The organism is Emticicia sp. BO119 (assembly GCF_013912375.1).
GTDB lineage: Bacteria > Bacteroidota > Bacteroidia > Cytophagales > Spirosomataceae > Emticicia.
Map to the genome: position 1 here is coordinate 1 of NZ_JACETV010000018.1, position 7800 is coordinate 7800.

Sequence of the window (7800 nt, forward strand, 5' to 3'; positions counted from 1 at the left end):
GCGGAAAGCGAGTAGTGTTATTAATGCCAGTAACAAGGTGACAGCTACGGGTAATGTGAGTTATCAGGCAGGAAATAGTATTGTGCTTACACCCGGATTTGTGGTAGAGAGTGGAGGTGTATTCAAAGCCGAGATTCATGTTTGCGGAAATTAAAAGACAATCAAGTTTCACTTAGAAGGATAACCCTGCTATTGTATAAGAGTTAACAATTATAAATGGCAGGGTTGCCCGTTTTAACTTCACTCTATGAAAGATTGCCGTAATAATTTTCGTTTTTTTCTTCTGAGAGAAGGGTTCTTCTTTTAACTTCATCCAAACAGGATAAAATCTACTTTTAAGTATAATTTTATTCAGTCGGACTGCCGGAGTGAGTGCTCATCGGTTAACCGATATTTTTGTTCGCAAAACAAAAGGACTGCTTCATAGACATCTTAATTAATAATTCTTCAATAACCTTATACAAGTTCAATATTAACTTAGAAAAACTCCTGCTTTTACAATCTCCGCAAGCTGGAAGTGACCATTGACTGGTTCTCACGACCATTTAATTATATTCCAGAATTGCTTTTCTTTCAAAATTAATAACTGACCTTACAAAAGAATCTGTCAGCAAATACTTCTTTAAAGATTTAGTCTCTAACTATTAAAATACATTATTTGAATTTTTCTGAAAAATATCTATTGAATAAATGGATAGCTTTTTATTTGAATTACCCTGAAAACTAAAAGCCCTTAGCGCCGTACTCTTCGTATCATTGTAGTTTAACAGGAAAAGTACTGTTTTGTATCATTTAGGTTCAAAATGAGGAAAAGAATGTTCAAAATGGGCTAACATACAAGGCTTTCATTACGCTACTTTTGATTTCAAAAAAATCAACTACCATGAATAACGAACTTCTCATTCCTTTTGGAGGGCGACTAAAAATTGACCCTACGACTGTTTTGCTTTTGAAGGCAGACATCAATTATACGCAAGTGTATCTGGAAGATGGCAGCACAGTTTTGTCATCAGTTACGCTTGGTACACTTGCCAAACGCCTGCAACAATTTCCTTTTTTCAGGCCTAACCGTTCGGTTCTTATTAATCTTAGTTATATAGTGGGTTACGAACAGTCCTCATCACAGATAAAAATGGGAAACAACGAGATATATAAAATATCAAGAAGGAGAACGAAGCATTTCCAAAGGCTTTCAGGCCAAAGTGCTATTAGAGCAACCAAAGAACTTTCATGGTAGAAAGATAAAAAGTCGGAGAGAGTTTCCGACCAGAAACTCTTCTCTGCTTTTTGAGAACTATCATGCCCCTTAACCCAAAAATTTCTACCAACATGAAAAAACTCATTTACTTAATTATGGCTTTACTGACAAGCCAAAGCGTATTAGCAACGCGGTATTATGTCAATGTAAACGCTACTTCAGGCTCAAATAATGGTTCTTCCTGGGCAAACGCCTTTACAAATTTGCAATCGGCATTAACTATTGCTGGTGCTTCAGACGAAATATGGGTAGCTGCCGGTACCTATAAACCAGATGCAAGCGATAGAAGTATCACTTTTATTATTCCAACGGATGTAAAGGTTTACGGTGGTTTTGCCGGAAATGAAAGCACACTGGCTTCCCGGAATATGAATCTGATTTCTACTACTAATCTGACAGTTCTTTCAGGAGACCTCAACGACGATGATATTGATTTTAGTAACCAAACTGATAACTCTTATAGAATCGTAACCTTTACTAATGTAACTAACGCAACCATCTTAGATGGTTTTAAAATAACAGGAGCAAATAATAACAAAGGCAACACTATTGCCGGTTATGGCGGCGGGATTTACAATAAAGGCTCAGGCTCAGGAAATAGCTCAAACCCTGCAATAAGTAATTGTACAATTACTTATTGTTCGGCCTTTTTAGGTGGGGGAATGTACAACGATGGTACAAACGGAGGTAACGCAAGTCCTACAATTACTAATTGTATCTTTATTTCAAACGCATCAGATGATAGCGGTGCCGGATTAGCCAATTATGGTACGTCAGGGAATAGTAGCCCTACTATTGACAGATGCTCATTTATCGGGAATTCAGCAGCATATAACAGTGGTGCGATTAATAATCATGGAGAGTCAGGAGTATGTAACACAACCATTATTAATTGTGTTTTTAGCGGAAACTATGCTGCCAACAATGGAGGTGCTATGGTAAACACAGGAACATTTGGTGGTTCATCTACTGTTACCATTACCAATTGTTCTTTTAGTGGTAATAAAGCTTCGGGTGTGGGGGGGGTAATCAGAAACAATAGCTCTTATGCAGTTCTTAAGAATACCATAATGTGGGGAAACAACTCTCTGTTTGATAATAACGGTGGAAGCGTAACGGCTACTTATTGCATAATAGAAGGTGGTTATGCCGGAGCAGGAAACCTTGATTTAGATCCGCTTTTTATTTCACAGCCTGTTTTTAATTCCGCTCCAACAATTGTAGGAGATTTACATTTATCTTCAGTTTCACCAGGTATAAATGCTGGAACGGGTGTTGGTGCTCCTACAGTTGATAGAGATGGTAATACCAGAACAAATGCAGATATGGGAGCCTATGAATACATAGCTTCATCTTGTAGTCAGGTAGCCAACTCAACTGAATTAATGACCTGGAATGGTTCAGTAAACACTGACTGGGCCAATGCCTGTAACTGGTCGCCGAATGGAGTACCAACGGCTACAAATCCTGTGAGAATTAATACTACGACTAATACTCCGGTAATAAGTTCGGGATTCGCAGTAGCAAAAAGTGTTGAAATAATCGGTGCGGGGGTTAATCTCACTATTAATAGCGGTGCTACGCTGACAGTTTCAATGAGTAATGATAAACCTGTGTCACTTTATAATGCTTCTCTAACAAATCATGGTACCCTCAATGTAAGCAATACGAATGCGAGTAATCTTGCTTATTCAGCTTTATTAATTGATGATGCCTCTACTTTGGATAATTATGGTACAATTACTATCTCATCTTCCAAAAACAGAGGTTTGTTAATAGCATCTACGGCTGTTTTTAACAATAAAACGGGTGCAACGCTGACAAGTAACGCAGATTTTGCAATAATAATAAGTTCAGTAAACAACGGTATTCAGTCTTTTAATAATGAAGCAGGGGCAACTGTCAATGGGTCAGGAACCACCGGAGCTATTTCATTAACGCAAGGGCAGCTAAATAACCATGGTTCAATAAACATGACCGGAGGAGCTGCATGTTATGACCAGACCTTATTTAATAACTACAGCTGTGCCACTTTCAGAACTTCAAATAATTTCTTTAGTTCTATTAGTTCGACAGTAACTAATAATGGAGAAATGGAAATCGGAGGGGTTTTGACTATTGATGGTTCGGGTACTTTTAATAATAATGGGATTCTGACCTATGGATCATTAGCTAACTCTGCTACCTTTAATAATACTGGTTCTAACGCAGTTATTGTGAATAACTCATCATTACCAATCTTTACTTATGGTGGAGCATTTAATGGAACAATCAACGGGATTTTTACTGATGATAATGCTACAATTTCAGCAGGTACTTTCACTCCACCTAACACGTTTACACCTAATGGTAGTGTAGGTTCTGGCTCACAAACGCTATATGTGAAAATAACACCAAACGGTGGAGCTTGTGAGTATATCGTACCATTTACTTATCTGAATTGTACGGTAAGTGCCAGCATCAATTATTCAGGTACGCCTTATTGTAAAACAGCGAGTCCTGCTAATGTAACCTTAACAGGTTCATCTGGAGGAACCTTTACTTCTGCGCCATCTGGTCTGACCATCAATAGTTCAACGGGACAAATCACTCCGGGCAGTAGTACTTCCAATACCTATACCGTAACTTATACGATAGCTGCGAGTGGAGGCTGTGCCTCTGCTACTGCTACTACGAGTGTAACGATAACTGATGCACCAAGTGCGACGATTAGTTATTCAGGCACACCCTATTGCAAGACAGCGAGTCCTGCCAATGTAAGTTTAACGGGTTCATCAGGAGGAACCTTTACTTCTGCGCCATCCGGTCTGACCATCAATAGTTCAACGGGACAAATCACACCGGGCAGTAGTACTTCCAATACCTATACCGTAACTTATACGATAGCTGCCAGTGGGGGCTGTGCCTCTGCTACGGCAACTACGAGTGTAACGATAACTGATGCACCAAGTGCGACGATTAGTTATTCAGGTACGCCTTATTGTAAAACAGCGAGTGCATCCAATGTAACCTTGACAGGAACTTCTGGAGGTACTTTTACTTCTGCACCCTCAGGTCTGACAATCAATAGTTCATCAGGACAGATAACCCCGGGAAGTAGTACATCAGGGACTTATACAGTAACCTATACGATAGCTGCCAGCGGGGGATGTGCCTCTGCTACGGCAACTACGAGTGTGACCATTACTAATGCGCCAAGTGCAACGATTAGTTATTCAGGCACCCCTTATTGTAAAACAGCGAGTGCATCCAATGTAACATTCACAGGAACTTCTGGGGGAACCTTTACTTCTGCGCCTTCCGGTCTGACAATCAATAGTTCATCAGGACAGATAACCCCGGGAAGTAGTACATCAGGGACTTATACAGTGACTTATACGATAGCTGCCAGTGGGGGTTGCGCTTCTGCTACAGCAACTACCAGTGTAACAATAACTAATGCGCCAGATGCTACGATTAGTTATTCAGGAACCCCTTATTGTAAAACAGCGAGTGCATCCAATGTAACCTTGACAGGAACTTCTGGTGGAACTTTTACTTCAGCGCCCTCAGGTCTGACAATCAATAGTTCTTCGGGACAGATAACTCCGGGGAGTAGTACAGCCAATACTTATACCGTAACTTATACGATAGCTGCCAGTGGGGGCTGTGCTTCAGCGACTGCTACTACCAGTGTAACGATTACAGATAGTCCAAGTGCTACAATTAGTTATGGGGGGACACCTTATTGTAAATCAGCGAGTCCGGCCAATGTAACCTTAACAGGTTCTTCTGGAGGAACCTTTACTTCAGCACCCTCAGGTCTGACAATCAACAGTTCATCAGGACAGATTACTCCCAATAGTAGTACGGCAGGTGCTTATACAGTGACCTACACCATAGCTGCCAGTGGAGGCTGTGCTTCTGCTACGGCCACCACCAGTGTAACGATTACAGATAGTCCAAGTGCAACGATTGGTTATGCCGGCACGCCTTATTGTAAAACAGCCAGCCCTGCGAATGTAATCTTGACAGGTTCTTCTGGGGGTACTTTTACTTCAGCACCCTCAGGTCTGACAATCAACAGTTCATCGGGACAGATTACCCCAAATAGCAGTACATCGGGAACTTATACGGTTACCTACACCATAGCTGCCAGTGGAGGATGTGCTTCTGCGACTGCTACTACCAGTGTAACGATTACTAATGCGCCAAGTGCAACAATTAGTTATACAGGCACGCCTTATTGTAAAACAGCCAGCCCTGCGAATGTTACTTTGACAGGAACTTCTGGGGGTACTTTCACTTCTGCTCCCTCTGGCCTGACAATCAATAATTCATCAGGACAGATTACCCCAAACAGCAGTACAGCCAATACTTATACAGTTACTTATACGATAGCTGCCAGTGAGGGCTGTGCTTCAGCTACTGCTACTACGAGTGTAACGATTACAGATAGTCCAAGTGCAACGATTGGTTATGCCGGAACCCCTTATTGTAAATCAGCGAGTCCGGCCAATGTAACCTTGACAGGAACTTCTGGTGGAACTTTTACTTCAGCGCCCTCAGGTCTGACAATCAACAGTTCATCAGGACAGATCACACCAAATAGCAGTACATCGGGAACTTATACAGTGACTTATACGATAGCTGCCAGTGGGGGCTGTGCTTCTGCGACTGCTACTACGAGTGTAACGATTACGGATAGTCCCTCAGCAAGTATCAGCTATACAGGCACGCCATACTGTAAAACAGCGAGTCCGGCCAATGTAACCTTAACAGGAACTTCTGGGGGTACTTTCACTTCTGCGCCTTCGGGTTTAACAATCAATAATTCAACGGGAGAGATAACTCCGGGGAGTAGTACGGCAGGTGCTTATACAGTGACTTATACGATAGCTGCCAGTGGGGGCTGTGCTTCTGCGACTGCTACTACCAGTGTAACGATTACAGATAGTCCAAGTGCTACAATTAGTTATGCCGGAACCCCTTATTGTAAGACAGCCAGCCCTGCGAATGTAACCTTGACAGGAACTTCGGGAGGAACTTTTACGGCTTCTCCTGTAGGATTGAGTCTGAACAGTTCTTCGGGACAGATTACTCCCAATAGCAGTACGGCAGGAACTTATACGGTTACCTACACCATAGCTGCCAGTGGGGGCTGTGCTTCAGCTACTGCTACCACCAGTGTAACCATTACGGATAGCCCGAGTGCAACGATTAGTTATGCAGGTACGCCTTATTGTAAGACGGCCAGCTCGGCCAATATAACTTTAACAGGAGCTTCGGGAGGAACTTTTACTGCTTCCCCTGTAGGTTTAAATCTGAACAGTTCATCGGGGCAAATTACCCCGGGAAGTAGTACGGCAGGAACCTATACAGTAACTTATACGATAGCTGCCAGTGGGGGCTGTGCTTCAGCTACGGCAACCACCAGTGTAACGATTACAGATAGTCCAAGTGCAACGATTGGTTATACCGGCACACCTTATTGTAAATCAGCGAGTCCGGCCAATGTAACCTTAACAGGAACTTCGGGAGGAGCCTTTACGGCTTCTCCTGTAGGATTGAGTCTGAACAGTTCTTCGGGACAAATTACCCCGGGAAGTAGTACGGCAGGAACTTATACGGTTACCTACACCATAGCTGCCAGTGGAGGATGTGCCTCTGCTACGGCCACCACCAGTGTAACCATTACAGATAGTCCAAGCGCAACGATTAGTTATGCAGGTACGCCTTATTGTAAAACAGCCAGCCCTGCGAATGTTACTTTGACAGGAACTTCGGGAGGGACCTTTACTTCAGCACCCTCAGGTCTGACAATCAACAGTTCATCAGGGCAAATTACCCCAAATAGCAGTACATCAGGGACTTATACAGTAACCTATACGATAGCTGCCAGTGGAGGCTGTGCTTCAGCTACTGCTACTACCAGTGTAACAATTACGGATAGTCCAAGTGCTACAATTAGCTATGCGGGCACCCCTTACTGTAAAACAGCCAGCCCTTCGAATGTTACTTTGACAGGAACTTCTGGGGGTACTTTTACTTCAGCGCCCTCAGGTCTGACAATCAATAGTTCATCAGGACAGATAACTCCGGGAAGTAGTACAGCAGGAACTTATACGGTTACCTACACCATAGCTGCCAGTGGAGGCTGTGCTTCAGCTACGGCAACCACCAGTGTAACGATTACTAATGCGCCAAGTGCAACAATTATTTATACAGGCACGCCTTATTGTAAAACAGCCAGCCCTGCGAATGTTACTTTAACAGGAACTTCGGGAGGAACTTTTACTGCTTCCCCTGTAGGATTGAGTCTGAACAGTTCATCGGGACAGATAACTCCCAATAGCAGTACGGCAGGAACTTATACAGTAACTTATACGATAGCTGCCAGTGGGGGCTGTGCTTCAGCTACTGCTACTACGAGTGTAACGATTACAGATAGTCCAAGTGCTACAATTAGTTATGGGGGAACACCTTATTGTAAATCAGCGAGTCCGGCCAATGTAACCTTAACAGGAACTTCGGGAGGGACCTTTACTTCAGCGCCCTCTGGT

At 42.8% G+C, this 7800-nt stretch carries 3 protein-coding genes; all 3 read left to right on the plus strand.

The annotated features are described in order from the left end of the window. Positions 1 to 154, plus strand: a 154-nt coding sequence (locus tag H1R81_RS27820) for a 3-coathanger stack domain-containing protein (RefSeq protein WP_409013578.1), incomplete at its 5' end; no start/stop codon positions are given. Between the two features lie 729 nt (positions 155 to 883). Next, positions 884 to 1237 carry a LytTR family DNA-binding domain-containing protein gene (locus H1R81_RS27170; protein ID WP_181843665.1) on the plus strand — a complete coding sequence of 118 codons (354 nt, stop codon included), beginning with the start codon at positions 884 to 886 and terminating at the stop codon, positions 1235 to 1237. A 92-nt stretch (positions 1238 to 1329) separates the two neighbouring features. Continuing rightward, positions 1330 to 7800 (plus strand): choice-of-anchor Q domain-containing protein (locus H1R81_RS27175; protein ID WP_220275331.1); only part of this gene is annotated, 6471 nt, incomplete at its 3' end.

What these genes read in the sequence shown, in the direction of transcription:
- H1R81_RS27170 (WP_181843665.1), top strand. Translation starts at nt 884, where the DNA reads ATGAATAACGAACTTCTCATTCCTTTTGGAGGGCGACTAAAAATTGAC.